Below are 26,032 nucleotides of genomic sequence, written 5' to 3'. Positions count from 1 at the left end.
TCACACCTTTCCGATTTCTGCCAGGTACGGGGAGTCCAGTCGTGCCAGCACCAGGGCGGCCATCCGGCTCACCGTGGGCTCGTCCAGGAACTCGTCGAGCGGCACTTCGACGTCGAAGAGCCGGTCGGCGCGTGAGATCAGCCGGGTGGCGACGAGGGAGTCGCCGCCCAGCATGAACAGGTCGTCGGTGACGCCGAGCTCGTCGAACCCCAGGAGGTCACGCCAGAGCGCGAGGATCCGCCCGGTGAGCTCGTCGGTCTCCGCTTCCGCGCCGGCGACCTCCACCGGCTCGGCGGCGGAGGCGACGGAGGCGGCGGGAGCGGGCGAAACGGCCGGGGTGGCGGGCGGCGCGGGAAGCGGGGCGGGGGGCGCGTCCAGCGGGTCGATCCAGTGGCGGCGGCGCTGGAAGGGGTAGCCGGGCAGCTGCGCGGCGGCCCTCGGGGCGCCGCCGTGGTAGGCGGCCCAGTCGAGGTCGGCGCCGTGCTCCCACAGGGCGGCGACCGCGCCGGCCAGCGCGGCGGGCGTGGAACCCGAACCGCCGGCCCCGGGGAGCGTCCCCACGACGGCGGTACCGGTCCCGGCGGTCTGCGCGGCGAGGCGGCCCAGCGCGCGGCCGGGCCCCACCTCCAGCAGGATCGGGCGCTGCACGCTGAGCAGGGCGGTGATCCCGTCGGCGAACCGGACGGCCCTGCGGGCCTGCCGGCCCCAGTAGCGGGGATCCGTGGCCTCCGCTCCGCCGATCCAGGTTCCGGTGACGTTGGAGACGAACGGGACGCGCGGCGCCTGCCGGGGCACGGCCGCGACCAGGTCGGCGAAGGGCGCGACCATGGGGTCGAGGGCGCCGGAGTGGAAGGCGTGCGAGGTGGCGAGCGGGCGGGCGGCCACGCCGCGTTCGACGAGTTCGGCCCGGACCCGCTCGACGGCTTCGGCGGGGCCCGACAGGACGCACCGGGCCGGCGCGTTCACGGCCGCGATCGTGAGCCCCTGCGCCTCGTAGGCGCGGGCCTGCGTCTCGGTGAGTTCGACGGCCAGCATCGAGCCTCGCGGCAGCGCACCGATCAGGCGTCCTCGGGCGGCGACGAGGGTGAGCGCGTCCGGCAGGGTGAAGACGCCCGCCAGGCAGGCGGCCACCCATTCGCCGATGCTGTGACCGAGCATGGCCACGGGGCGCACCCCGATGGACTCCCACCAGCGGGCCAGCGCGTACTCGACGGTGAACAGGGCCGGCTGGGCGAGCTCGGTGGCCACCAGCGGGTCGGGTTCACCAGGCCCCGCCGGTACGGCGAGCAACTCGGCCAGGTCGTGCCCGATCAGCGGGTCGAGGATCCGCGCGCAGGCCCGTACCTGCGCCGCGAACTCCGGCTCGGACTCCAGCAGCCCGGCGGCCATCCCGCGGTACTGGCTGCCCTGACCGGGGAAGAGGAACACCGGTGAGGGCCGCTCCACGGCGACTCTCCCGGTGGCACGGGCCAGCGCGGCGGCTCCCTCGGCGGGGTCGGCGCAGACGACGGCGACCCGGTGCGCGAACGCCCGGCGTCCCCGCTGCAGGGTCGAGGCGACGGCCGCCAGCCCGGCGTCCACGGGGCCGGTGAGCGTCGCGGCCAGGGTGGTGCGGGCCTCGGTCAGGGCCTGGCCGGTCCGGGCGGAGACCGTGATGACCTGGTGGAGCCGGGCGGGCGTGGCCGGGGGGCGGACGGGGGGCGCCTCCTCGATGACGACGTGGGCGTTGGTGCCGCCGACGCCGAAGGAGCTCACGCCGGCGCGGCGCGGGCCGTCCCGCTCCGGCCACGGGCGGAGCGTGTCGTTCACGGCGAACGGGCTGTTGCGGCCGGCGCGGGGGTTGGGGCGGCGGTAGTTGAGGCTGGCCGGGATCCGGCCGTGCCGTACGGCGAGGACGGCCTTCATCAGGCCGATGACGCCGGAGGCGGCGTTGAGGTGACCGACGTTGGTCTTGACGGACCCGATGGCGACCGATCCCGGGGCGGCTCCGGCCCGGCCGAAGACCTCGTCGAGGGCGGCCAGTTCGATCGGGTCGCCGACGGCGGTGCCGGTGCCGTGGGCCTCGACGTACCCGACCGTATGAGGGCTGATCTCGGCCGCCCGGTAGGCGGCGGCGATGGCTTCGGCCTGCCCGTCGACGCTGGGCGCGGCGTAGCCGACCTTGCGGTTGCCGTCGCTGTTGACGGCGCTGCCGAGGATGACCGCGTGCACGACGTCGCCGTCGGCGATCGCGTCGGAGAGCCGTTTGAGGACGACGACGCCGAGCCCGTTGGTGAACACGGTGCCTGCGGCGTCGGCGTCGAAGGCGCGGCAGTGGCCGTCGGGCGACTGGATCCCGCCGCTCTCGTACAGGTAGCCGAGGTCCTGCGGCAGTTTCACCGAGGCGCCGCCGGCCAGGGCGGTGTCGCACTGGTAGTCCAGCAGCGCCTGGCAGGCCTGGGCGACCGCAACCAGGGAGGTGGAGCACGCCGTCTGGACCGTGACCGCCGGCCCGCTCAGGCCGAGCTTGTAGGCGACCCTGCTGGTCAGGTAGTCCTTGTCGTTGCCGTGCAGGAGCGAGGCCGGATACTCCATGGGCACGCCGCCTCCGCTCAGGCGCGGCAGCAGGTTGAGCACCAGGTAGGTGTTGAACGAGCAGCCGCCCCAGATTCCGATCCGGCCGGGGTACCTGGCGGGGTCGCAGGCGGCGTCCTCCAGAGCGGCCCAGCACTGCTCCAGGAACAGCCGGTGCTGCGGGTCGGCCTGCTCGGCCTCGCGGGGCGTCATGCCGAAGAACTCGGCGTCGAAGTCCTCCACCCCGTCCAGGCGGCCGGTGGCGGGGACGTAACCGGGCGGCATGCCGGGCGGGACGTCGCCGATCTCGATCGACTCGGTGCCGTTGACGAGGTTGGCCCAGAACCGGGTGACGTTCGCGGCGCCGGGAACCCGGCAGGCCATGCCGATCACCGCGATCCGCTCCAGCTCGTCGCCGTCGTCGTCCATCGCGTGATCAGCCATTGTGGTGTCCCTGCTTGAGTCGTCTCCTGCGGTCCGCACGCTTCCTGGCGTGCTCGGCACCGGCTTCCGGCGGCGGTGCGGAGCCGGCGGGCGGGCGTTCGATGGCGGCGGCGAGCGTGGCCACGGTGGGGCTGCGGAACAGGTCGACGACGGCGAGCTCGTGACCGAGTTCCTCGCCGAGGACGGCCTGCAGCCTGACCATGAGCATCGAGTGGCCGCCGAGGTCGAAGAAGTTCTCGTCCCTGCCGACCCGGTCCAGGCCGAGGAGGTCGCACCACAGCCGGGCGAGCCTCTCCTCCAGCCCGGCCGCCGGCGGCTTCCCCGCGGCCTCGCGGGGCGTGTCGGGGGTGAGGGCGGCCAGGGCGGTGACGTCGACCTTGCCGTTGGCGGTCAGCGGCAGCTCCGGTACGGGCACGATCCGGGCCGGGACCAGGTAGGCGGGCAGCGCGCCGCCGATCCGGGCGCGCAGCCCTGCCGGGTCGTCCGCGCCCACGACATAGGCGACGAGGGTCGTCTCCCCGGAGGAGTCGACGCCCGCCGTGACGTACGCGTCCGCGGCCTGCGTGCGCAGGTAGGTCTCGACCTCGGTGGGATCGACCCGGTACCCGCGCACCTTGACCTGCCGGTCGGCCCGTCCGGCGTAGGCGACGGTGCCGTCGGCCTGGAGCCGGCCCAGGTCGCCGGTGCGGTAGCGGCCGTCCGCGAACCGTTCCGCGGTCGCCTCGGGGTCGTCGAGGTAGCCGTCGGCCAGGTGGGGGCTCTGGACGACGATCTCGCCCAGTTCGCCGACGCCCGCCTGGCGTCCGCCGCGCAGCACGAGGAGCCGGGCGGGGTGGACGCCCCGGCCGAGGGGCACGCTCTGCCCGGGGGCCAGGTCGCCGACGACGTGGTAGGCGTGTGCCTGGGGGGTCTCGGTGGCGCCGTAGAAGTTGACCAGCGCGGCATGCGGGGCGATCCGGCGCATCACCGCGACCTCGCGTTCGGTGAGCAGGTCGCCGCCGAAGAACACGTACCGCAGGGCGGGCAGCGCGGCGTCGGCGGCGCCGGCCAGGAACCTGGCCATCGGAGGGGTGAGGTGCAGGACGGTGATCCCGCTCGCGGCCAGCCAGGTGGCGAGGGCGCCCGGGTCGGCCAGGCGGCCCGGCGGGGGCACGTGCAGGCTCGCCCCGATCGACAGCGGGACGAAGACGTCACGCAGCAGCGGGTCGTGGCTCAGCCCCGAGGTCAGCGCGAAGCGGTCGTCCGGGCCGACCTGGAACGTCGTCGTGTACCAGTCCAGGAAGTGCGCCAGCGGCGCGTGCGAGCCGACGACGGCCTTGGGCGTCCCGGTGGATCCGGAGGTGAAGGCGACGTAGGCGGTGTCGGCGGGCCGTACCGGCGGGAAGGGCTCCTCCGGGCCCGGCCGGTGGGGCAGGTCGGCGACGGCGAGGGCGAACGGGACGGGGGGGCCGAGCACGCCGGGCGGGCCGGTCGCGCCGGTGGCGTCCAGCCAGGCCGAGGCCGCGAGCTTCCCGGCGGCGGCGGTACGGCGGGGCAGCGGGTGGTCCCGGTCCAGGACGGCGAACGCGGCCCCGGCCCGGAGCACACCGAGCAGCGCGGTGACCAGGCCGGGATCGCGGCCGGCGTGGACGGCCACCCGGTCGCCGCGCCCGACGCCCGCCTCGCGCAGCGCGGCGGCCAGCGTCTCAGCGCGGCCGGCCAGTTCGCCGTAGGTGACGGTACGGCCGTCGTGGTGGAGCGCCGCGGCACCGGGGTGGCGGCCGGCGGCGGCGAGGAACCGCTCGTGGACCGGGGCCCCGGTTCCGGCCGGGTGCGACCGCGCGTCCGGCTCGGGCGCCGCCAGGGACAGCTCGTCGACCGGCCGGCGGGGGTCGGCGGTCACCTGGATGAGCAGGGCCTCCAGCTGGCGCAGCAGGGCGGTGACCGTGCCGGCCGCGAAGAGGTCGCCGTCGCAGACCACGTCGAGGGTCAGGGCGCCGTCGTAGGGCTTGGCGTAGAGGGTGAGGTCGAAGCGGGGGCTGACGTCCTCGGTCTCGGTGACCCAGGCGTCGATGCCGGGGATGTCCACGACCAGCTCGTCCAGGTTGATCATGTTGAAGACGACCTGGTAGATCGGGGTGCGGGAGACGTCGCGGTCGGGGGCGAGGCGTTCGACGATCTGCTCGAACGGCACCTCCTGGTGGGCGTCGGCCTCCAGGACGCTCTGCCGTACCTGCCGGAGCAGGTCCAGGAACGTGGGATCGCCGCCGGTGTCGGTCCTGATCACCACGGTGTTGACGAACAGGCCGATGGCGCGTTCGACGTCGGTGCGCAGGCGGCCCGCCACGGGCAGGCCGACGAGGACGTCGTCCTGGCCGGACCAGCGGGACAGCAGCAGTTTGAACGCGGCCAGCAGGGTCATGGACAGCGTCGCGTTCTCACCGGAGGCCAGCCGCTGCAACGCGCCGACCAGCGGCGTCTCCAGCTCCCTGGTGACCCGGCGGGGGCGGCCGGGCCTCCCGGTGCGGGGGCGGTCGACGGGCAGTTCGATCGCGGGCGGGGCGCCCGCCAGCCGGCGCTCCCAGTAGCCGAGCGCCCGCGCGCCGTCCTCGCTGTCCTGCCGGTCGCGCTGCCAGCAGGCGAAGTCGGCGTACTGGACCGCGACCTCCGGCGGCGGGGCGCCGCCTTCGCTCAGCAGCCGGTAGCAGGCGGTGAGCTCCTCGACCAGCACGCGCATCGACCAGCCGTCGCCGGCGATGTGGTGCAGCGCGAGGAGCGCGACGTGATGGTCCTCGGCGAGCCTGAGCAGCACGGCCCTGGCGGGCCCGGCGGTGAGGTCGAACGGTTCGCTGTCGAACTCGCGCATCCGCTCGCCCAGGACCCGGTCCCAGTCGGCCTCCGGCGTCCCCGCCAGGTCGAGCAGCGGCAGCGGGTCGGCGGGGACGTCGAGGACGAACTGGCGGGGCTCGCCGTCCAGGGCGCGGTACACCGTCCGGAGCACCTCGTGCCTGCCGACGACGAGGGCCATCGCGGCGCGCAGCCGGTCGGCGTCCAACCGGCCTTCGAGGTGCAACTCGCCGGCCAGGCGGTAGGCCTGGTCGCCGGGGCGCAGCTGCTCCATGAACCACAGGCGCTGCTGCGCGAAGGACAGCGGCAGCCCCTCCGGGCCGCGCGGCCGCCGCTCGATCGGCTCGGGCGCTCCGGCGGCGCCGGACAGGGCTTCCACCCGGGCGGCCAGGGTCCTGATCGTCGGGGCGTCGAAGACCTCGTGCAGGGGGATCTCCACGCCGCGCAGCTGGTGCAGCCGGGTGACGATCCGGGTCGCGAGGAGCGAGTGGCCGCCGAGTTCGAAGAAGTTGTCGTCGATGCCGGAGACGGTGACGCCGAGCACCTCGTGCCAGACGGCGGCGAGCTCCCGCTCGGTCTCCGTCCGCGGCGGGGCCCCGCTCGCGGGCCGGTCCGCGGCCGTCTCGTCCGGGTCGGGCAGCCGGTCGCGGTCGGTCTTGCCGTTGGGGTTCAGCGGGAACCCGTCCAGCAGGACCAGGTGCGCGGGCACCATGTTCGGCATCAGCCGCTGCGCCAGGTGGTCGCGGATCGCCGCCGCGCTCGTGTCGTCGCCGGCGTGCCGGACGACGTAGCCGACGAGTTGCAGCTCGCCGTTGCGCGCCGGCCGGGCCAGCACCAGCGCCTCCCGGACGGCCGGGTGCCCGACGATCTCCGCCTGGACCTCGCCGGGTTCGGTGCGGACGCCGCGGATCTTGACCTGGTGGTCGTTGCGGCCCAGGTAGTGCAGCCGCCCGTCGCGGCCGAACCGGACGCGATCGCCGGTCCGGTAGACGCGAGCGCCGGGCCGGTCGGAGAACGGGTGCGGCACGAACCGGTCGGCGGTGAGGTCGGGGCGGTTCTGGTAGCCGCGGGTCACGCCGGTGCCGCCGATGTACAGCTCGCCGACCACCCCCACCGGGACCGGCTCCAGGTAGTCGTCCAGGACGTACAGCTCGGTGCCGGCGACGGGCCTGCCGATCGCCGGGGTCCGCCCGTCGGGCTCGCAGTGCTCCAGCGTGCAGAAGACGGTGATCTCGGTCGGCCCGTACGCGTTGACGACGCGGCGGCCCGGCGCCCAGGCGCGGACGGTCTCGGCCGTGATGGCCTCCCCCACCGAGGTCAGCTCGGTGACCGAGGGCAGGTCGGCGGGATCCATGGTGCCCATGACCGACGGGGTGGCGCTGAGCGAGGTGATGCCGCGCCGCCGTACCACGTCGATCAGGGGCGGGCCGGGGCGGAGCGCGGCGCGGGGGGCCAGGTGCAGGGCGGCGCCCGAGCCGAGCGCCATCAGCCACTCCCAGGTGCTGACGTCGAAGCTGATCGAGGCGTTCTGCAGGATCCGGCGGTCCGGGTCGGGCGGGAAGCCCTGCCGGTGGGCCAGGTCCAGGTCGACGACGCCGCGGTGCTCGACCATCACGCCCTTGGGCCGGCCGGTGGAGCCGGAGGTGTAGATGACGTAGGCGAGGTTGTCCGCGGTGGCCTCGACGGCTTCCGGTTCGGGCTTCGGGGCGGGGTGGTCGTCGTCCAGGTAGAGGACGGGCACGCCCGTCTCCGGGAGCCGGCCGGCCAGCCGCCGCTGGGTGAGCAGCAGCCGTACGGCGGAGTCCTCCATCATGTATTCGAGGCGTTTGGGCGGGTATCCGGGGTCCAGCGGGATGTAGGCTCCGCCGGCGATCAGGACGGCGAGCATCCCGACGACCAGGTCGCACGACCCGTCGGCGCTCAGCCCGACCTTGACCTCCGGCCCGACGCCGTGCGCCCGCAGCACCGACGCGAACCGGCGCGCCTGCGCCACCAGTTCGGCGTAGCTGAGCGAACGGTCCTCGCACACCACGGCGGTCCGGTCGGGGGTGCGCTCGGCCTGGGCGATGACCAGGTGGTGGGCGCACGACCGCGAGGTGGAGACGCCGTCGTCGGGACGGTTCCAGGCGGTGAGGATCCGGTGCCGCTCGTCCGGCGCGAGGATCGGCAGCGTGCCGAGCCCGGCGTCGGGCCGCCGCACGCACTCCCCCGCGAGGACCGTCAGATGGTCGGCCATGTCCCGGACGGTGGCCCGGTCGAACAGGTCGACGGCGTAGCGGAGCGAGCAGTACAGGGTGTCGTCGATCTCCTCGACGAACAGCGTGAGGTCGTGCTCGCTGCCGTGGTGGGCCAGTTCGTGCGGGCGCAGGACGATGTCGCCGACGGCGATCTCCGCGTCGGTGAACCCGGTGCCGATCAGCGAGAGGCCGCGCTGCGCCGACGACAGCGACGACTCGTAGTGGAACGCCACGTCGAACAGCGGCGACCCGGAGTCGGACCGCCGTTCGGCCAGCCGCTGGATCACCATGGGGTACGGGAAGTCCTGGTGCTCCAGCCCGTCCAGCACGGTTTTCCGTACCTGGTCGAGCAGGGACCGGAAGGTCTGCCGCGGCTCGATCCTGGTGCGGACGACCATGATGTTGGCGAAGTAGCCGAGGACGTCGTGGAAGGCGGGGCGGCCCCGGCTGGAGGTGGCCGAGCCGATCCAGATGTCGCGCTGCCCGGTGTAGCGGTGCATGAGCGTGGTGAAGACGGTGAGCAGCGCCATGTACGGCGTCGCCCCGGTCTGCCTGGCGAGTTCCTTGAGCGCCAGGGTCAGCGTCCGGTCCAGGGTGAAGGAGCAGGCCGCGGCGCGGTGCGCGGGCCGGGCCGGGCGGGGCCGGTCCAGGGGCAGGTCGAGCCGCGGGACCTCCCCTTCGAGCTGCCGCTCCCAGTAGTCGCCTCCGGCCCGACCGGCGGGCCCGTCCAGGAGGTCGCGCTGCCAGCGGACGAAGTCGAGGTAGCCGGCCGCGGGGGCGGCGGTGTCGGCGGGGACGCCGGTGACCTCGGCCGTGTAGAAGCGCTGCAGGTCGTCGGCGATGATGCCGAACGACCACAGGTCGGTGGCGACGTGGTGGGCGGCCAGGACCAGCAGGTGGGCGTCGTCGTCGAGGCGCAGCACCTGGACACGGAGCAGCGGGCCGTGTCCGAGGTCGAAGGGCCGCTCGGTGAACTCGGCCACGACCTGGTCGACCCATTCGGCCGGGCAGCCGGTCATGTCGAGCTCGTCGAACTCGACCGTGGCCTCGCCCGACAGGCGCTGCCGCAGCTCGCCGTCCACCGCGACCAGGGTGGTGCGCAGCACGGGGTGGCGGCGGGTGACCTGGACGAGGGCGGCCCGCATGGCCGAGGCGTCGAAGGCGCCCTCGATCCGGGCGGCTCCGCCGAGGTGGTAGGCGGGGCTGCCGGGGTGGAGCTGGTCGAAGAGCCACAGGGCGCGCTGGCCGGCGGAGGCCGGCTGGTGGTCGGCGGCCTGCAGGGCCCGGCTGCGGAGCAGCTCGCGCAGGAGCTCCCTGCGGTCGGCCGTCACGGGCGGCGGCGTCACGATCTGTTCGGTCATAGCGTTCCCGCCGCCCCGGTCGCCAGGCGCTGGAGCAGCGAGTCCACCTCCTCCGGGGGGAGCATGTCCAGGTTGGCCAGGAGCCGTTCGATCTCCCTGGGGTCGTCGAGCCCGGCGGCCTGGGCCGCGGCGGCCGGGGTGCCGGTGTCGAGCCTGGCGGCCAGGTCGGCGGCGACCTCGGTGACGGTGTCGCCTCGGAGCAGCTTGACCACCTTCACCTCGATGCCGAGTGCCGCCTCCAGGCGGCCCTGCAGCTCCAGGCCCATGATCGAGTCGACGCCGAGACCGTTCAGCGGCCGGTCGGGGTCGACCCGGTCGGCCGGCATGCGCAGCACCCGGCCGAGTTCGGTGCGCAGGAAGTCCGCGATCGCGGCCGTCCGGGTGCCGAGGTCGGCTCCGGCCAGCGCGGCCAGGTCCAGCGCCGCACCGGCCTCACGGGCCCGCCGGGCGGCGGCCAGCTCGGCCGCCCGCTCGGCCAGTACGGCCTGCGGCACGTGCCGCAGGGTGAGCCGGGCGGCACCGGCGAGAACGGCGCCGGACGCGTCCAGGACCAGAACCGAGTGCCCGGCGGTCCCACCGCCGGGACCCGCTCCCTGAGCGTGCTCGCCGAGGTCGTGCTCGTCGACGCGGTGTGTGTCGAGGCGGTGTGTGTCGAGGTCGTGCTCGTCGAGGTCGCGGAGGAGGAGCCAGGTCGCGGCTCCGGGGCGGTCCACGGTCAGGGCGTCGAGGGCGACCGGCAGTCCGGCACCCCCTTCGACACCGACACCGACACCGGCGTCGGCGTCGGGGGGGATCGCGGAGAGCAGGACGGCGCAGTGGACCATGACGTCGACGGGCGATCCGGTGGTCGCGGTCAGGCGGAACAGCGTCTCGCCCCGGCCGCGCCAGATGTCTCGCACCAGCGGGTGGTCGGCGACCAGCCCGGCCTCGGCCAGGGCGGTGTAGGCGGCGGAGCCCGCCAGGTGCGTCCCGGACCTGGCCGCGAGCGCGTGGACGTCGACCGGGCCGGGGTCCTCTCCGGTGCGGGGCCGCGTGACGCCGGTGGCCCGCGGGCTGAGCCCCTCCCCGGTCCGGGCGTGGATCTCGATCGCCCCGGATCCGGCCGGCGAGGCGACGTAGGGCTCGTCGGCGGCCACGGCGTCGGCACCGTGGCCGCCGGCGAGACGGACGTCCAGCTCGTACGGCCCGGCCGGGCAGGCGGCGAGGGCGGTGCCGGCGATCAGGGCGAAGGAGGCCAGGGGCTCGCCGTACAGGTGGAACCGGCCGTGCGCGGGAGTGCGGGTGACGGTGCCGCGCCAGAGGCTCAGGCCGCCGGGAAGGTCGCCGAACGCCTCCCGGGGGGAGACGGTCACGGCGGGGCCGGTGTCGCGCCGGGCGGGTGCGGGGCGCAGGCGGACGGCGCGCCGATCCGGCGGGGACAGCGCGGAGAAGTCGAGGGCGGCGCCCGCCTCGTAGAGGCGGGCCGCGGTGGTGAGCAGCGCGTCGCGCTCGGGCACGCCGCGGCGCAGCGTCGGGACGACCAGGGCCTCGGTCCCGGCCAGCGACTCGATGATCGACGGTGACAGTGTGGGGTGCGCGCCGATCTCGACGAAGACGCGGTGCCCCTGGTCGGCGAGGAACCGGACGCCCTGCAGGAACCGGACCGGTTCGCGCAGGTTGCCGCCCCAGTACCGGGAGTCGAGCCCGCTGCCGGGGACGACCCCGCCGGTGACGGTGGACACCATCGTGGTGCCCGCGTCGCGGGCGACGATGCCGCCGGCCAGCTCAGTGATCTTGTCATGTACGGGGGCCACGTACCGGCTGTGGAAAGCCACGGAGCCGGGCAGCATCCGGGCGAACACCTCCTCGACCGCGAGCTCGTCCACGACGCGGCCCACGGTGGCGGCGGCTCCCGCGATCAGGGTCGACCGTGGGGCGTTCCAGGCGGCGATCTCGGCGTCGCCGCCGTGCCGGGCGATCCTGGTGGCGGCCTCTTCGGCGGAGACGCCCAGCAGCGCGGTCCGGCCGCTGCCAACGATCTCGCGCATCAGGTCGCCGCGGACGACGGCCAGGTAGAGGGCGTCCTCCAGGGTGAGCGCGCCGCACGCGACCGCGGCCGAGATCTCACCGAGGCTGTGGCCGATGCAGGCGTCCGCGACGACCCCCCAGCTTTCGAGTTGGCGGACCACGGCGGTCTGCAGGGCGACCAGTACGGGCTGGAGCACCGCGGGGTCCTCCAGCCGGGAGGTCTCCTCGGTGGCGGCCAGTTCCGCGGTGAGCGACCACCCGGCCAGCCGGGTGAGGATCTCGTCGCATTCGGCGAGCACCCGCCCGGCGACCGGTTCCGCGGCCAGGCCGCGGCCCATGCCGAGCCACTGGTTGCCCTGGCCGGAGAAGACGAGGACGAGGCGTCCGGCGTCGACCGGTGCGAGGCCGGCGGCGGGTGGCTGCCGGCTGACGTCGGCCAGCCACTGCCGGGCCTCGCCGGTCGTGGCCACCACCCCGGCCGCGCGCGGGCCGTCGTGCGGAGCGGTGTGCGGGCTGAGCGCGCCCGCCGTGTACGCCAGATCCGCCAGGCGGACACCGTCGTCGGCGAGCGCCCGCTCGTAGCGCTCCGCGAGTTCGGCGACCGCCCTCGAGTCGGTGCCGGACAACGGGAGGAGCACGGTCGTCGGATGCTCCGCGTCGGCCGGGGTTGTTTCTCTGTTCATACGCCCGCTTCTCCCACGAACAATGGTCGGGAAAATAGTCGTCATGACCGGATTTGATGTGGCCGGATACGCACCGGCGAAACAGGTGTCGCCAATCCGGTCAGACGTGGTCGGCGACGAGCTGCGCGTCGATCTGCTTGCGGATCTCCGCCAGGGTCTGGGCCGGGTCCCATTCGCCCTTGGCCTCGATGGCCCTGCCGTCCTTGAACGTGCACCAGCTGGTGTAGTTCACGGCGAAGGACTTCCCGGTCGGGTCGAACCCCATGATGCGGCCCACGTGGGTGCCGGCGAGGGTCCAGGCCAGGTGGGCGGTGTCGCCGTCCCACCTGGTCACGGTGGCGCTGTAGTGCGGCTGCAGCTTCTCGCGCAGCTCGACGATCCCGTCGCGGACGCCGTCGAAGTCGTCGCCCTCGGCGTCGAGCTCAAGCGCGGACTCGTCGGTGTGGGTGATGAAGTCGGGGTGGACGAATTCGCCCAGCCGATCGATCTGACCCTCGTTGAGGACATGCGTGATGTAGTTCTGCAGATTCTCCTCGCAGGCCCTACGGTCTTCTCCCACGACAATCCTCCGAATCGTTTATACGTATTCACCTTTCCGGCTATTTAACTTTCGCATGTCCGGCCAATTTATTGATCCCCTAAATACCCCCTACATTTCAGTGCCATCCGGCGGCCACGACGCCGGGATTTCCGGCGGACCAGAGCGGGGCGTCGACGCCCGCGTCGGCCATGGCGCGGGTGAGCGACAGGACGTCCTCCCCGCCGAGACCGGCGAGGAAGGACAGCACGCCGTCGACCCGGGCACCGCCGGCCGCGTCGCGGATGGAGGTGGCGTGCGCGTGGCGGTCGGCGCCCGGGGTGAGCGCGACGGTACGGACTCGCGCGCCGTGCCCGGCGAGGGCTCCGGCGGAGGCGCTGACGAGCGCGTCGTCCGCGCCTGCCCCGGAGACGACCAGCCAGCTGCCGGAGACCGGCACCCGCGCGTCGTCGGGCACGGGCGCGCAGACGGCGTGATACCGCCAGGACGCGGCCTGGGGCTCCTCCACGGCGGGCGCCTCCCGGACGGTCTCGTCGACCAGCCAGTAGCGCTCCCGCTGGAAGGCGTAGGTCGGCAGGTCGGCGACGCGCGCCCCGCTCCCCTCGAACACGGCGTCCCACCGGACCTCGGCCCCGCCGGCGTAGGCGGCGGCGATCCCCCAGGGCTCCCCCTCGGGGAGTTCGCCGGAGGTGGGGCGGACGACGCTGGGGTCGGGGGCGCCGGCGGCGACGGCGGCGAGCCCGGCGAGGAAACCGGGGAGGTCACGGGCGATCACGACGGCGCGGCGGGGAAGGCCGGCGCGGGCGGTGGCCAGGGTGAGGGCGACGTCCGCGACGGAGAGGCGCGGGTCGGCGGAGGCGAACGCGTGGAGGCGCGCGGCCTGGGCGCGCAGTCCTTCCTCCCCGACTCCGGCGACCACCCAGGGCAGGAGCCTGCCGTCGCCCGCCGGAGCCTCGGGGACGTCCTCGGCGGGCGCCTGTTCCAGGACGACGTGGGCGTTGGTGCCGCTGAACCCGAAGGAGGAGACCCCGCACCTGCGTGGCCGCCCGGCGTCCGGCCAGGCCCTGGCCCGCTCCAGGGGCACGACGTGGCCGGCCGTCCAGTCGATGTGCGCGGACGGCTCGCCGAGGTGCAGCGTCCGGGGCAGCAGCCCGTACCGCATGGCCATGACCATCTTGATGACGCCGCCGACTCCGGCGGCGGCCTGGGCGTGGCCGATGTTCGACTTGAGCGAGCCCAGCCACAGCGGTTCGGCCCGGTCCTGGCCGTAGGCGCTCAGCAGTGCCCTGGCCTCGATGGGATCGCCCAGCGAGGTGCCGGTGCCGTGGGCCTCGACCGCGTCGACGTCGGCGGGCTGGAGACGGGCGTCGGCGAGGGCCTGCCGGATCACGTTCTCCTGGGAGGGGCCGCTGGGCGCGGTGAGGCCGTTGGACGCGCCGTCCTGGTTGACGGCGGACCCGCGGACCACGGCGAGGACCCGGTGGCCGAGGCGGCGGGCGTCGGAGAGCCGCTCCAGCAGCAGCACGCCGGCGCCCTCGGCGAAGGCGGTGCCGTCCGCGTCGTCGGAGAACGCCTTGCAGCGGCCGTCGCGGGCGAGGCCGCGCAGGCGGCTGAACTCCTGGAAGATGCCGGGTGTGGCCATGACGGTGACGCCGCCGGCGAGGGCCAGTCCGCATTCGCCCTTGCGCAGCGCCTGGACGGCCAGGTGCAGCGCGACGAGCGAGGAGGAGCACGCGGTGTCGATGGTGAGGGCGGGCCCTTCGAGCCCGAGGGTGTAGGCGACGCGGCCGGAGGCGATGCTGGCGGAGCTGCCGGTGCTGATGTAGCCCTCGCACTCCTCGGGGATGCGGTCGAGCCGGCCGAGGTAGTCCTGGTGGACGACGCCGGCGTAGACGCCGGTGCGGCTGCCGCGCAGGGTGGTGGGGTCGATGCCGGCGCGTTCGACGGCCTCCCACCCGGTTTCCAGGAGGAGGCGCTGCTGGGGGTCCATGGCGAGGGCTTCGCGCGGGCTGATCCCGAAGAACACGGGGTCGAAGTCGCCGGCGCCCGCGACGAACCCGCCGGAGCGGGCGTACGACTTGCCGGACGCCTCGGGATCGGGGTCGTAGAGCCCGGGTTCCCAGCCGCGGTCGGTGGGGAACTCGGTGATGGCGTCGCCCTCGCCGGCGACGAGCCGCCACAGGTCCTCGGGGGATTCGACGTCGCCGGGGAACCGGCAGGCCATGCCGACGATGGCGACGGGTTCGGCGTCGCGGTCGGTGACCTCCTTGAGCCGCAGGCGGGTCTGGTGAAGGTCGGTGGTGACCTTCTTGAGGTAATCGCGGAGCTTCTCCTCGTTCGTCATGCTGTTCACTTCCCTGTTCTGGTGGTCGGCGGATCAGGCGGGACCCGGGCTCCCCGTTGATGAGGCGGGTCAGGCGATGCCGAGCTCCCTGTCGATGAAGTCGAAGATCTCGTCGTCGGTGGCGGAGCTGATCCGGTCCGCGGCGGCGTCGCCGTTGACGTCGCCGTTGGTGCCGACCTGGGCGATCAGTTCGTGCAGCCGGGCGACGACGGTGGCGCGGGTGTCGTCGTCGAACGGAGCGAGCGCCCAGCCGGCCTCCAGCCTGGCGATCTCGGCGAGCACCGGGGTGCCGGGGGCGTCCGGTGCGATCTCGATGAGGAGGTGGTCGGCGAGCGCGGCCACGGTCGGGTGGTCGAACACGAGGGTGGAGGGCAGCCGCAGGCCGGTGGCGGCGTTGAGCCGATTGCGGAACTCGACGGCGGACAGGGAGTCGAAGCCGAGCTCCTTGAACACCCGTCCGGGTTCGATGGTCTCCGGCCCGGCGTGGCCGAGGATGACGGCGACGTGCCCGCGGACGAGGTCGAGCACGTACGCGCGCCGCTCGTCGGGGTCGAGCCCGCTGAGCCGTTCGGCGAGGGTGTCGAGGTCGACGGCTCCGCTGGCGGTACGGCGGGCGGGCCCGCCGGCCAGGGCGCGGAGCACGGGGGCGAGGTTCCCGGCGGCGGCCGACCGGCGCAGACCGGCGAGGTCGAACCTGCTGAGGACGGCGACGCCGGCTTCACCGGCGCACGCGGCGTCGAAGAGCGCGAGACCCTCCTCGACGGTGAACGGCAGGATCCCGCTGCGGGCCATCCTGGCCCGGTCCGCTGTGTCGAGGTGGCCGGTCATGCCACCGGCCTGGGCCCACAGCCCCCAGGCGAGGGAGGTGCCGGGCAGTCCCGCGGCGTTGCGGTGGGCGGCGAGGGCGTCGAGGAAGGCGTTGGCCGCGGCGTAGTTGCCCTGGCCGGCGTTGCCGAGGATGCCCGCGCCCGAGGAGAACAGCGCGAAGACGGCCAGGTCGTCGCCTCGGGTGAGTTCGTGCAGGTTCCAGGCGGCGTCGACCTTGGGCCGCAGCACCCGTTCGACCTGTTCGGGGGTGAGGTTCTCGATGGTGGCGTCGTCGAGGAGCCCGGCGGCGTGGACGACCCCGGTGAGGGGCCGCTCGGCCCGGATCCCGTCCAGGAGCCCGGTCATCGCCTCGCGGTCGGCCGCGTCGCAGGCCACCACCCGGACCCGCGCGCCGAGGCCGGTGAGTTCCGCGGCCAGTTCGGCCGCGCCTCCGGTGCGGCTGGTGAGCACCAGGTGGCGTGCGCCGTGCTCGGTCACCAGATGCCGGGCCACCACGGCCCCGAGCACACCCGTGCCACCGGTGATCAGCACCGTGCCCTCGGGATCCAGAGCGGCCGGCACGGTCAGCACGACCTTGCCGACATTGCGGGCCTGGCTGAGGAACCGGAACGCCTCCGGCGCCCGGCGGATGTCCCACGCCGTGACCGGCAGAGGCTTCAGCACCCCCGCCTCGAACAACTCACCCAGCTCGGCCAGCATCCGCTGGACGTGCTCCGGACCGGGATCCATCACGTCGAACGCCCGGTAGCTCACGTCCGGGAGGTCGGCGGCGTCGCGGATATCGGTCTTGCCCATTTCGATGAACCGGCCCCCGGCGGTCAGCAGCCGCAGGGAGGCGTCCACGAACTCCCCGGCGAGGGAGTTCAGCACCACGTCCACGCCCCGGCCTCCGGTGGCCTCCAGGAACCGGGGCTCGAAGTCCAGCGTCCGCGACGACGCGATGTGCCGGTCGTCGAGCCCTTGGGCGCGCAGCACGTCCCACTTGCCGGCGCTGGCGGTGCCGTACACCTCCACGCCCCAGTGGCGGGCGAGCTGCAGCGCGGCCGTGCCGACGCCGCCGGCGGCGGCGTGCAGGAGGAGCGACTCTCCGGGCCGGATGCCGGCCAGGTCGCGCAGGCTGTAGTACGCGGTGAGGAAGGCGGCGGGCGCGGTGGCGGCCTCGGCGAAGCTCCAGCCGGTGGGGACCCGGGTGAGCAGGCGGTGGTCGGCGAACGACACGGGGCCGACGCCGCCGGAGATGAGCCCCATCACGCGGTCGCCGGGGGCGAACCCGGTCACACCGTCGCCGACCTCGAGGACGACGCCCGCGCCTTCGGTCGCGGCGGGCCGCCCGTCGTCGGGCACCATGCCGAGTGCCATGACGACGTCGCGGAAGTTGAGCCCGGCGGCCCGTACGGCGAGCCGTACCTGCCCGGGCGCGAGGGGTTCGGCGGGTGCGGCGGCGAGCTCCATGGCGTCGAAGCCGCCCTTCTCGCGCACCTCCAGCCGCCACTCAGGAACGCCGTCCGGCGGGGTGAGCGCGGGCCGGGCCGTGGTGCGGGCGATACGGGGCGTGTAGAGCCATCCGGCGCGTACGGCGAGCTGGGCCTCTCCGGAGGCGAGGGCGGCCGGGACGGCGAGCACGGATTCGTGGTGGCCGTCCAGGTCGAGCAGGACGAACCGGCCGGGGTGCTCGGACTGGGCCGAGCGGAGGAGCCCCCAGACCGCCGAGGCGGCCAGGTCGGAGACGGGTTCGGCCGCGGCGGTGGCGACCGCGCCACGGGTGACGACGACGAGCCTGGCGGCGGCGAGACCGGGTTCGGCGAGCCAGTCGCGCAGCGTGCCGAGCAGCCGCTCGACGCTCTCGCGGGTGACCTCGGCGACCTCCCCCGCGGGGGTGTCGCAGCAGACGAACACGGTGTCGGGCGCCGTTTCGGCGATGTCCCCGAGGGTGCCGTGGGCGGCGGCTCCGATGCCGAACGGGTCGGCCCCGAGGACCGCCCAGTCGCCGGGGACGGCGTCCGCGACGGGGGGGACGGGCGTCCAGTCGACGGTGAAGAGCGCGTCGTGGTGGCTGCCGAGCCGGCCCTTGGCGACGGGCCGCATGGCGAGCGTGCCGACCGACGCGACGGGCAGCCCGGCGTGGTCGGCGAGTTCCAGCGACACGGCGTCGGTGCCGGCCGGGCTGAGCCGCACGCGCAGGCCGGTCGCGCCGCCGGCGTGCAGGGTGACGTCGGACCAGGAGAAGGGCAGCATCAGGCCGGCGCCGGGGTCGGCCTCGTCCAGGGCGCCGAGCCCGATTCCGTGCAGGGCGGCGTCCAGGAGGGCGGGGTGGATGCCGAAGCCGTCGACGTCGCCCTCCGGGAGGGTGACCTCGGTGTAGACGTCGTCGCCCGACCGCCATGCCGCGCGCAGGCCCTGGAAGGCGGGCCCGTAGTCGAGGCCGCTCTCGCGGAGCCGCCGGTAGAACTCCTCGACCGGGACGCGGACGGCGCCGGGTGGCGGCCAGGCGGCGAGCGGAGCGGGTTCGGTCCGGTCGGCGGGGGCGAGAACGCCGGTGGCGTTGCAGGTCCAGTCGTGGTCGGCGGCGTTGGAGAGCCGGGAGTGAACGCCGATGGAGCAGCGTCCGGCCGCGTCGGGCACTCCCACGGTGACCTGGAGCTGGACGGCCGCGTCGTCGGGCAGCACCAGGGGCGCCTGCAACGTGAGCTCCTCGATCCTGCCGCACCCCACGTGATCACCGGCGTGGATCGCCAGGTCGACGAAGGCCGTCCCCGGCAGCAGCACCGTTCCCGCGACCGCGTGACCGGCCAGCCAGGGATGCGTGCGCAACGACAGCCTGCCGGTGAAGAGCAGGGTCTCGCTGCCGGCCAGCGACACCGCGGCGCCGAGGAGGGGGTGTTCGGCCACCTGCAACCCCAACCCCGCCGCGTCCCCGCCCCCCGCGGCCGGCTCCAGCCAATACCGCTCCCGCTGGAAGGCATACGTCGGCAGATCCACCCGGCCCGCCCCCCCGACCAACGGACCCCAATCCACCCCCACCCCCTGCGAATACACACCCGCCACCGAACCCACCACCCGCCGCAAACCACCCTCACCCCGACGCAACGTCCCCGAGACCACCCCCTCGACCTCCACCGCCTCCAAAATCTGCTGCACCCCCACCGTCAACACCGGATGCGGACTCACCTCCACAAACACCCGATGACCATCAGCCACCAAAGCCCCAACCGCCCGCTCGAACTCCACCGGCCGCCGCAGATTCCGATACCAATACCCCCCGTCCAACCCCGCCGTATCCAGCACCGACCCCGTCACCGTGGAATAAAACGGCACCCGACCCGACACCGCCACCACCTCCCCCAGCAACGCCCCCAACTCCTCCTCCACCGCCTCCACATGCACCGAATGCGACGCGTAATCCACCTCGATCCGCCGCGCCCGCACCCCCAACACCTCACACTCCGACACCACCCCCTCAACCGCACCCACCTCACCGGCCACCACCGTGGCCACCGGACCATTGACCACCGCCACACTCACCCGGCCCCCCCACCGAGCCCGCACCTGATCGGCCGGCAACGACACCGACGCCATCGCCCCCCGACCCGCCACCGCCCGCAACACCCGACTCCGCACCGCCACCACCCGCGCCGCGTCCTCCAACGACAACGCCCCCGCCACATACGCCGCCGCGATCTCCCCCTGCGAATGCCCCACCACCGCATCCGGCTCCACCCCCAGCCACTGCCACACCCGCGCCAGCGACACCATCACCGCGAACAACACCGGCTGCACCACCTCCACCCGCTCCAACGCCTCCCGATCCCCCACCACCTCACGCAACGACCACCCCGTAAACGGAGCCAACGCCACCTCACACGCCTCCATCTGCTCCCCGAACACCGCACACGACTCCCACAACTCCCCCGCCATCCCCACCCACTGCGACCCCTGACCAGGAAAAACAAACACCCGCTTGGTCCCGGCACCGGCCGCGACCCCCTGGACGACGGAGGGCGAGAGCTCTCCCGCCGCCAGGGCACGGAGTCCCGCCAGGAGCTCCTCGGGCTGCGAGCCGACCACGACGGCCCGGTGGTCGAAGCGCGCGCGCTCGACGGCCAGGGAGAGGGCGACGCCCGCGGGGTCGAGTTCGCGGCCGGCGAGGGCCTCGGCCAGGCGTCCGGCCTGGGCGTGGACCCCAGCCTCGGACTTGGCCGAGATCACCCACGGCACCACACCGCCCGAACCGGCCGGAACCTCTTCCGGGGCGGGACCCTGCTCCAGGATCACGTGCGCGTTCGTGCCGCTGATCCCGAAGGAGGACACCGCCGAACGGCGGGGACGACCGGTCTCGGGCCAGTCGCGGGTCTCTGTGAGGAGTTCGACCGCACCGGCAGACCAGTCCACGTGCGGCGAGGGCTCGTCCGCGTGCAGGGTCTTGGGCAGCACGCCGTGCCGCATGGCCATGACCATCTTGATGATGCCGCCCACCCCGGCGGCGGCCTGGGCGTGACCGATGTTCGACTTCAGCGAGCCGAGCCACAGGGGCTCTTCCCGGTCCTGCCCGTACGTCGACAGGAGAGCCTGCGCCTCGATCGGGTCGCCCAGCGGGGTGCCGGTGCCGTGCCCCTCGACGGCGTCGACGTCCCGGGCGGACAGGCCCGCGGCGGCGAGTGCCTGCCGGATGACCCGCTGCTGGGAGGGACCGTTCGGCGCGGACAGCCCGTTGGAGGCGCCGTCCTGGTTCACCGCCGAACCCCGCACCACCGCCAGGACCTGGTGACCGTTGGCCACCGCGTCCGACAACCGCTCCACCAGCAGCAGACCCACGCCCTCGGACGCGCCGAACCCGTCGGCTCCGGCGCCGAAGGCCTTGCAGCGGCCGTCGGGGGCCAGGCCGCGCTGGCGGCTGAACTCGACGAACATCGCCGGGGTGGCCATCACGACCACGGCCCCGGCCAGGGCCAGCGAGCACTCGCCGCTCCGCAGCGCCTGCACGGCCAGGTGCAGCGCCACCAGCGACGACGAGCACGCGGTGTCCACCGTCACGGCGGGGCCTTCGAGGCCGTAGACGTAGGAGAGCCGGCCCGACGCGACGCTCGGCGTGTTGCCGATCATCAGGTGGCCTTCGAACCCTTCCGGTGCCTGGTGCAGGCGGGCCGAGTAGTCCTGGTACGTCATGCCGACGAACACGCCGGTACGGCTGCCGCGCAGGGAGCCGGGGTCGATGCCGGCCCGTTCGAAGGTCTCCCACGCCGACTCCAGCAGCAGCCGCTGCTGCGGGTCGGTGGCCAGCGCCTCCTTCGGGCTGATGCCGAAGAACCCGGCGTCGAAGTGCGCGGGCCGCTCCAGGAAGCCGCCCGCCCGGGTGTAGGACGTGCCGGTCCTGTCGGGGTCCGGGTCGTACAGGCCGTCGAGGTCCCAGCCGCGGTCGGTGGGGAACGGGGAGACGGCGTCGACGCCGTCGGCGACGAGCCGCCACAGGTCCTCGGGGGAGTTGACGCCTCCGGGGAAGCGGCAGCTCATGCCGACGATCGCGATCGGCTCGTCGTCGGCCGCCCGGGAGGTCTCCACGACGGCCGCCGCCTGGGAACCGGCGAGTTCGGCGCGGAGGAACCGGGCCAGCGCGGCCGGGTTGGGGTAGTCGAAGACGAGGGTCGCGGGCAGGCTGAGGCCGGTCAGGTTGCTGAGCCGGTTGCGCAGCTCGACGCCGGTGATGGAGTCGAACCCGGCCTCCTTGAAGGCGGTGTCGGGCCGTACCGCGTCGGTGGTGGGGTGCCGCAGGACGGCGGCGACCTGGTCGCGGACCGCGTCCAGGACGATCTCGTCCTGGTCGTCCTCGCCGAGCCCGAGCAGGCGACCGGCGAGCGCGGACACGGGGGCGGTTCCGGCCCCCGCCCCGGCGGCGAGCAGCGCGCGGACGTCGGTGACGTCCTCGATGAGCGGGCGGCGGCGGGCGGCGGTGAACGCCAGGAAGAAACGTTCCCAGTCGATGTCGGCGACGACGAGGGTGGTCTCGTCCCGGTCCAGGGCCTGCTGCAGCGCCTCGATCGCCAGGCCGGGCGGGATCGGCGGGACGCCGTGCCGGTGGCGGAGCTCCGCCACGGCCTCGTCGGCGTCGCGGCCGGCGCCGGTCCAGGGCCCCCAGGCGATGGACGTGGCGGTCAGGCCGTTCGCCCTGCGCTTCTCGGCGAGGGCGTCGAGGAACGCGTTGCCGGGTGCCTGCCCGCCCTGGCCCGGCAGCCCGAGGACGCCGGACAGCGAGGAGAACAGCACGAACGCGGACAGGTCCAGGTCGCGGGTGAGCTCGTCCAGGTTGGTCGCGGCGGTGATCTTGGCCTGGGCGGCGGCGTCGATCCTGGCCGGGTCGAGCGCGGCGACGGGCCCGTCCTCCAGGACGTTGGCGGCGTGGAAGACCGCCCGGACCGGGGTGCCGCCGGCGGCCAGCCCGTCGAGGAGGGCGGCCAGGGCGGCGCGGTCGGCGGCGTCGCAGGCGGCGACGGTCACCTGGGCGCCCCGCTCGCGCAGCTCGGCCTCGAGTTCGGCGGCGCCGGGCGCGGCCGGGCCTCGCCGTCCGGCCAGGACGATGTGCCCGGCGCCCCGGTCGGCGAGCCAGCGGGCGACGTGCCCGCCGAGTCCGCCGGTGCCGCCGGTGACCAGGACGGTCCCCTCCGGACGCCACGGCTCGGCCGTCCGCCCCGGGGTCGCCCTGACCAGGCGGCGCGCGAAGGTGCCCGCCGGGCGGACGGCGATCTGGTCCTCGCCGCCGGTCCGCGCGATGGCCGCGCAGAGCCGGTTGAGCGCGGCGTCGTCGAGGTCGGCCGGCAGGTCGGCCAGGCCGCCCCAGATGCCGGGGTGCTCGATGCCCGCGACCCGCGCCAGTCCCCACACCGGGGCCTGCGCGGCGTTGCCGCCGGAGTCCTCGGCACCGATCCGGACGGCTCCGCGGGTGAGCGACCAGATCGGGACGTCCCGTCCGGCGGCGACCGATCCGTGGATCAGCGCGAGGGTGCCGGCCAGACCGGCGGTGACGGCGGGGTGGGCGGCGTCCGGCCGCTCGTCCGTCGGGAGCAGCGACACGATGCCGCTCGGCTCGTGCGCGGCGACGAGCTCGCGCACGCTCTCGGCGGAGGGGTCGGCGAGTTCGGCGGTCAGGACGGCCGCGCCGTGCCGGGCCAGGGCGTCCGCGACGGCCGTGCCGCCGTCGGCGCCGCCACCGGGGGTGATCACCAGCCAGGTGCCGGTGAGCGTGGCCGTACCCGCGTCGGGGATCTGCTTCCACGACACCCGGTAGCGCCGGCCGTCGACGGTGGCCTTGCCGTGCCGGCGGCGGCGCCAGGAGGACAGGGCGGGCACGACGGCGTCGAGTGAGGGGCCGTCGACGTCGAGCGTCCCGGCCAGGGTCTGGATGTCCTCGCGTTCGACCGCGTCCCAGAAGAGCGCGTCGTCGGGGTGGCCGGGGGCGGCCTGCGCGTCGAGCCAGTAGCGGGTGCGCTCGAACGGGTAGGTGGGCAGTTCGAGCCGGGTGCCGCCGGCGGCCTGCCGCCAGTCCACCTGACCACCGCGCGCGTGCAGTTCGGCCATGGAGGTGAGGAACCTGGCCGGGCCGGGCTGGTCCCGGCGCAGCGAGCCGACGACGACGCCGGCGTCGTCGAGGATCTCCTGCAGGCCCACGGTGAGCACCGGGTGCGGGCTGGATTCGACGAAGGTGCCGTACCCGTCGCGTCGCAGGGCGCGGACGGCGCCGTCCAGGTCGACGGTGTGACGCAGGTTGCGGTACCAGTAACCGGCGTCCAGGCCGGTGGTGTCGAGCCGCTCGCCGGTGACGGTCGAGTAGAACGCGACGGCCGAGGCGACCGGGGTGACGCCGGCCAGGGTTCGCAGCAGGTCCTCCCTGATGGCCTCGACGTGCGCGGAGTGGGAGGCGTAGTCGACGGGGATGCGGCGGGCGCGCACGTTCCCGGTCTCGCAGTGGGCGAGCAGTTCGGTCAGCGCCTGGGCGTCGCCGGCGACGACGGTGGCGCGGGGGCCGTTGACCGCGGCGATCTCCACCCTGCCGTCCCACCGCTCCACCAGGGCGCGGGCGTCGTCGGCGGGAAGCGCGAGGGAGACCATGCCGCCGGTTCCGGCGAGCGCGACCAGGGCCTTGCTGCGCAGGGCGACGATCTTGGCGGCGTCGGCGAGGGTGAGGGCGCCGGCCACGTGGGCGGCGGCGATCTCGCCCTGGGAGTGGCCGACCACGGCGGCGGGGGTGACGCCGTGCGCCTGCCAGAGCGCGGCGAGCGCGACCATGACCGCGAACAGGGCCGGCTGGACCACGTCGACCCGCTCCAGCGAGGGCGCGCCGGGGGCGCCGCGGAGCACGCCGGTCAGCGACCAGTCGACGTGGGGTCGCAGCGCCTCCTCGGACGCCTGGATGCTGGCCGCGAACGTCTCGGAGGAGTCGAGCAGGTCGACGGCCATGCCGGCCCACTGGGAGCCCTGGCCGGGGAAGACGAACGCGACCTGGCCGGGATCGCCCGCGGTGCCGTGCACCAGGGTGGCGCCGTCGGCGGTGCCGTCGCCGTCGGCGACGGCCTGGAGACCGGCCAGGAAACCGTCCCGGCCGGCGGCCAGGATGACGGCCCGCCGGTCGAAGGCGGCGCGGGTGGCGACGAGGGCGGCGCCGACGTCGGCCGGGTCGAGGGCGGGGTCGGCGCGGACGGTCTCCAGCAGCCGGACCGCCTGGTCGCGCAGCGCCCGCTCGCTCCGCGCGGACAGCGTCCACGGCCGGAGCGCGGTCAGTTCTGGTGCCGCCGGTTCGGTGCCGTCCTCGGCCTCGGGCTCGTCGGCGGGGGGTGCCTCCTCCAGGACGACGTGCGCGTTGGTGCCGCTGATGCCGAAGGCGGACACGGCGGCCCGGCGCGGCTGCCCGGTCTCGGGCCAGGGCACGTTGGCGGTGAGCAGCTCGACAGAGCCGGCCGTCCAGTCGACGTGCGGGGACGGCTCGTCGACGTGCAGCGTCCTGGGCAGGACGCCGTGCCGCATGGCCATGACCATCTTGATGATGCCGGCGACGCCGGCGGCGGCCTGGGTGTGGCCGATGTTCGACTTGACCGAGCCGAGCAGCAGCGGCTGCTGCCGGTTCTGCCCGTACGTGGCCAGCAGCGCCTGCGCCTCGATGGGGTCGCCGAGCGTGGTTCCGGTGCCGTGGGCCTCGACGGCGTCGACGTCGGCGGTGGTGAGGCAGGCGTCGGCGAGCGCCTGCTCGATGGCGCGCTCCTGGGCGGGGCCGCTGGGCGCGGTGAGGCCGTTGGACGCGCCGTCCTGGTTGACGGCCGAGCCGCGGACGACGGCCAGGACGTTGTGGCCGAGGCGGCGGGCGTCGGAGAGCCGCTCCACCAGGATCAGGCCGAGCCCGTCGGAGAAGCCGGTGCCGTCGGCCGCGGCGGCGAACGCCTTGCAGTGGCCGTCCTGGGCGATCCCGCGCTGCCGGCTCATCTCCAGGAAGATTCCGGGCGTGGCCATGACGGTGACGCCGCCGACGAGCGCCATCGAGCATTCGCCCTTGCGCAGCGCCTGCACGGCCAGGTGCAGCGCGACCAGGGAGGAGGAGCACGCGGTGTCGATGGTGAGGGCGGGGCCCTCCAGTCCGAAGGTGTAGGCGACCCGGCCCGAGGCGACGCTGGTCGTCCCGCCGGTCAGCAGGTAGCCCTCCAGATCCTCGCCGGGGTCGCTGGGCCGCGGCCCGTACCCCTGGAAGATCACACCGAGGAAGACGCCGGTCTGGCTGCCGCGCACGGTCGCCGGGTCGATGCCGGCGCGCTCGAAGACCTCCCAGGAGGATTCGAGCAGGAGCCGCTGCTGCGGGTCCATGGCGAGGGCCTCACGGGGACTGACGCCGAAGAAACCGGCGTCGAAGTCTCCGGCGTCGTGCAGGAAGCCGCCTCGCCGGGTGCACGTCTTCCCCGCCTGGCCGGGCTCGGGGTGGTAGATGTCCTCGACGTTCCAGCCTCGGTCGTCGGGGAAGTCGGTGAGGGCGTCCCCACCGGCGGCCAGGAGGCGCCACAGGTCCTCGGGGGTGTCGGCGCCTCCGGGGAAGCGGCAGCTCATCCCGACGATCGCGATCGGCTCGTGCGCCGCTTCCTCCGCCTCGCGGAGGAGCCGGCGTGTCTGTCGCAGATCGGCCGTGGCTCGCTTGAGATAGTCGCGCAATACCTGCTCGTTCGACATGTGACGCACTCCTACGT

At 74.5% G+C, this 26,032-nt stretch carries 6 protein-coding genes; all 6 read right to left on the bottom strand.

All coding sequences use genetic code 11. The annotated features are described in order from the left end of the window. Complete coding sequence (locus tag J2853_RS04655) at positions 1–2,997, bottom strand: type I polyketide synthase (protein ID WP_307555310.1); 2,997 nt, start codon at positions 2,995–2,997, stop codon at positions 1–3. Continuing rightward, positions 2,990–9,421, bottom strand: coding sequence for a non-ribosomal peptide synthetase (locus J2853_RS04650; protein ID WP_307555308.1), 6,432 nt, complete (start codon positions 9,419–9,421; stop codon positions 2,990–2,992). The genes J2853_RS04655 and J2853_RS04650 overlap by 8 nt, the downstream gene beginning before the upstream one ends. After that, positions 9,418–12,111, bottom strand: coding sequence for an acyltransferase domain-containing protein (locus J2853_RS04645; RefSeq protein WP_307555306.1), 2,694 nt, complete (start codon positions 12,109–12,111; stop codon positions 9,418–9,420). The genes J2853_RS04650 and J2853_RS04645 overlap by 4 nt, the downstream gene beginning before the upstream one ends. Before the next feature lie 100 nt (positions 12,112–12,211). Then, positions 12,212–12,670 (bottom strand): ester cyclase, encoded by a 459-nt coding sequence (locus J2853_RS04640; RefSeq protein ID WP_307555304.1) that lies wholly within the window; start codon positions 12,668–12,670, stop codon positions 12,212–12,214. A gap of 97 nt (positions 12,671–12,767) precedes the next feature. After that, entirely contained in the window at positions 12,768–14,993 is a 2,226-nt protein-coding gene (locus J2853_RS04635; protein WP_307555302.1) for a beta-ketoacyl synthase N-terminal-like domain-containing protein, read from the bottom strand. A gap of 69 nt (positions 14,994–15,062) precedes the next feature. Next, positions 15,063–26,015, bottom strand: coding sequence for a type I polyketide synthase (locus J2853_RS04630; RefSeq protein WP_307555300.1), 10,953 nt, complete (start codon positions 26,013–26,015; stop codon positions 15,063–15,065). Between the last annotated feature and the right edge of the window lie 17 nt (positions 26,016–26,032).

It is taken from the genome of Streptosporangium lutulentum (assembly GCF_030811455.1).
In the GTDB taxonomy this organism is placed as follows: domain Bacteria; phylum Actinomycetota; class Actinomycetes; order Streptosporangiales; family Streptosporangiaceae; genus Streptosporangium; species Streptosporangium lutulentum.
The sequence above is the reverse complement of the archived record's forward strand: the minus strand, read 5'-3'. Positions and strand labels throughout refer to the sequence as shown.

Coding starts and splice junctions, on each gene's coding strand:
- J2853_RS04645 (WP_307555306.1), bottom strand. CDS start 12,111: ATGAACAGAGAAACAACCCCGGCCGACGCGGAGCATCCGACGACCGTG.
- J2853_RS04655 (WP_307555310.1), bottom strand. CDS start 2,997: ATGGCTGATCACGCGATGGACGACGACGGCGACGAGCTGGAGCGGATC.
- J2853_RS04635 (WP_307555302.1), bottom strand. CDS start 14,993: ATGACGAACGAGGAGAAGCTCCGCGATTACCTCAAGAAGGTCACCACC.
- J2853_RS04650 (WP_307555308.1), bottom strand. CDS start 9,421: ATGACCGAACAGATCGTGACGCCGCCGCCCGTGACGGCCGACCGCAGG.
- J2853_RS04630 (WP_307555300.1), bottom strand. CDS start 26,015: ATGTCGAACGAGCAGGTATTGCGCGACTATCTCAAGCGAGCCACGGCC.